At 67.9% G+C, this 2587-nt stretch carries 4 protein-coding genes; 1 reads left to right on the top strand and 3 read right to left on the bottom strand.

The window, feature by feature from the left end:
- From JHD07_RS37595 to cobU, 3 genes are all read right to left on the bottom strand, one after another.
- Positions 1-432 (bottom strand): nitroreductase family protein (locus JHD07_RS37595; protein WP_291631384.1); only part of this gene is annotated, 432 nt, incomplete at its 3' end.
- 4 nt (positions 433-436) lie between these two features.
- A complete protein-coding gene (gene cobS, locus JHD07_RS37590) occupies positions 437-1219 on the bottom strand; it encodes an adenosylcobinamide-GDP ribazoletransferase (RefSeq protein WP_291631382.1) in 783 nt (260 codons plus the stop codon).
- Positions 1216-1719, bottom strand: a complete 504-nt coding sequence (gene cobU, locus JHD07_RS37585; RefSeq protein ID WP_291631380.1) for a bifunctional adenosylcobinamide kinase/adenosylcobinamide-phosphate guanylyltransferase — start codon at positions 1717-1719, stop codon at positions 1216-1218. Before cobU ends, cobS begins: the two co-directional genes overlap by 4 nt.
- 122 nt (positions 1720-1841) lie before the next feature.
- On the opposite strand from cobU, the gene cbiB reads away from it, so the two are divergent.
- Positions 1842-2587: adenosylcobinamide-phosphate synthase CbiB (gene cbiB / locus JHD07_RS37580; RefSeq protein WP_291631378.1), on the top strand; the 746-nt coding region annotated here is incomplete at its 3' end.

Below are 2587 nucleotides of genomic sequence, written 5' to 3'. Positions count from 1 at the left end.
GATGTTTTCGGGAACCGGGACTTCGCGGAGGCGACCGTCGATGCGGTAGCGCATCTTGAACTCGTCCTCGAAGGGCTCGAGATGGATGTCGCTGGCCTTGTCGGCGAACACCGCGAGATGGGCGGGCGCCTGTTCGAGGCCGGACAGTTTCAAGGTGGCATAGCGTGCGGCGCGGTCGCCGGAATAGCGGCTCAGCGCGTCGGCATTGCACGTCCTGAAATCCTCGATCACGGCGCGGCGCGTCGCGGCATCATCGACGATCACGAAGCGCCAGGGCTGGCTGAGGCCGACTGACGGAGAAAGACAGGCAGTCTCGATCAGGCGTTCGATGGCGCCGTCAGGCAATGAGTCAGTTCGAAAGCGGCGCACGTCTCGGCGCCACACGAACAGCTCGCGCAGATGCCGGCGAAAGTTGTCGTCGAACTCGACCATGACGTCATCGCACCATCTGGTAGGAGGCGGCGACCAGCAGGATCAGGATCTCGCCTGCTTGCTCGAAGGCGCCGAGAATATCGCCGGTCTGTCCGCCGATCTGTCGGACGGCGAGCCGCGCCAGCAGCAGTCCGCCGAGCGATACCAGGATCAGCCCGACGAACGTCTTGGCCGGCCCCAACGCCAGGGCAACCACGAGCGTTCCAATCACGCAAGCGATGGCGACGCTGCGGCCGGGTGGCGATCCTGCGCCGGCCGACAGACCATCGGTCCGCGCCGGCGGGACCAGTGACATGAAAGCCGGCACACCCGCGCGGGCCGCAGCATGCGCGGCGCACAGCGCGAGCATCACCGCCCAGGGATCGGCGATCGTTGCGAGCGCGCTCCAGCGCAGGCCGAACGACAGGATGAGCGCGCAAGTCCCATAAGTCCCGATCCGGCTGTCGCGCATGATCTCGAGTTTGCGTTCGCGCGTGCGACCGCCGCCGAGCCCGTCGGCGGTATCGGCCAGCCCGTCCTCGTGCAGCGCGCCGGTGACGAGCGCAGTCGCGGCCAGCGCGAGCAGGGCGGCCAGGCTCGGCGTCAGTCCGAACCGGCTGGCGATGGTGTAGGCCAGGGCGCCCGCAAGTCCGACCAGCAGCCCGGCAACGGGCAGCGCCCAGGTCGCGCGCGCGATCGCGCCGTCGTCTGCGGGCTTCTGCGAAGCCACGGGAACGATCGTCACGAAGGAGACCGCCATCCGGATATCTGCGACGATATCCTTGAGACGCTCGGCGCGCGGCGTCATTTCAATTTCATCGGCAGGCCGGCGACGACGAACTCGACCTCGTCCGCAGCGGCCGCAATGGTTTGGTTCATGATCCCCGCGGCATCGCGAAAGCTGCGCGCCAGCGCATTGTCGGGCACGATGCCGAGCCCGACCTCGTTGGTGACGAGGACGACGGGGCTCTCGAGCTTGATCAGGGCGGCGGCAAGCGCGTTCACCTCGCGCTCCCAGTCGCGCCCGGCGTGCATCAGGTTGGAGAGCCAGAGCGTCAAACAGTCCACCAGCCGTGCGCCGCCGCCATCGGTTGCGATTAGCACCTGAACCAGATCGAGTGGAACCTCGCGTTCGACCCAGTCCGTTCCGCGGCGAGCGCGATGCTTGGCAATGCGTTCCGCCATTTCGCCGTCGAGCGCCTCGGCCGTCGCGATATAGACAGGACGGCCGGGAAAGGCCCGCGCACGCTTTTCCGCGCGCGTGCTCTTGCCCGATCGTGCTCCGCCCGTGATCAAGATGACGGCCATGAAGGTCTCCTCGAGGGCCTGACTAATCACCAAACGGAGCCAAAGACAAAGGTGAAATCAGCCGGAGAGGGGCTTGCGCTCCGGCTTCGCTTTCCGCAACAGGGGCGGACAGGAGGCAGGACGTGAGCTTTGCGGGTGCGATGGTGGTGGCGATGGCGGTGGATGCGCTTCTGGGCTGGCCGTCGTGGCTGTTCGCGCGGGTCGGCCATCCCGTCACATGGGTCGGGTGGCTGATCGGCGCCCTCGATGCCGCCTGGAATCGCGCATCCGATCCGCCGGCCTTGCGCCGGGCTGCCGGCGTCGCCGGTGCGGTCGCGGTGATCGCGCTCTCCGTGGCGCTCGGCTGGATCGTTCAATCGGCGCTGCCACCGGGATGGTTGCAGATGGCGCTGGTCGGTATCCTGGCCTGGCCGCTGGTCGCGCTGCGCTCGCTGCATGATCATGTCGCCGCCGTCGCCACGCCCTTGCAGGCCGGCGACATCGCTGCGGCGCGCGAAGCGGTCTCGCGCATCGTCGGCCGTGATCCCGCGGCGCTCGACGAAGCCGGCATCGCGCGCGCGGCGATCGAGAGCCTCGCGGAAAACGCATCCGACGCAATCGTGGCCCCCGTGTTCTGGGGCGCGCTGTTCGGCCTGCCGGGGATCGTCGGCTACAAGGCCATCAACACGCTGGACTCCATGATCGGCCATCGCAGCGAACGGCATGAGGCCTTCGGCTGGGCCGCGGCACGCATCGACGATGTCGCCAATTTCATTCCGGCACGCCTGACCGGATTTCTGTTCGTGATGCTGGCGCCGCGACGATCGGACGCGCTGGCGTGCATGACGCGCGATGCGCGGCGGCATCGCTCCCCGAACGCCGGCTGGCC

It is taken from the genome of Bradyrhizobium sp., from assembly GCF_016462955.1.
Lineage (GTDB): Bacteria > Pseudomonadota > Alphaproteobacteria > Rhizobiales > Xanthobacteraceae > Bradyrhizobium.
This window is presented reverse-complemented; position numbering and strand designations above follow the sequence as displayed.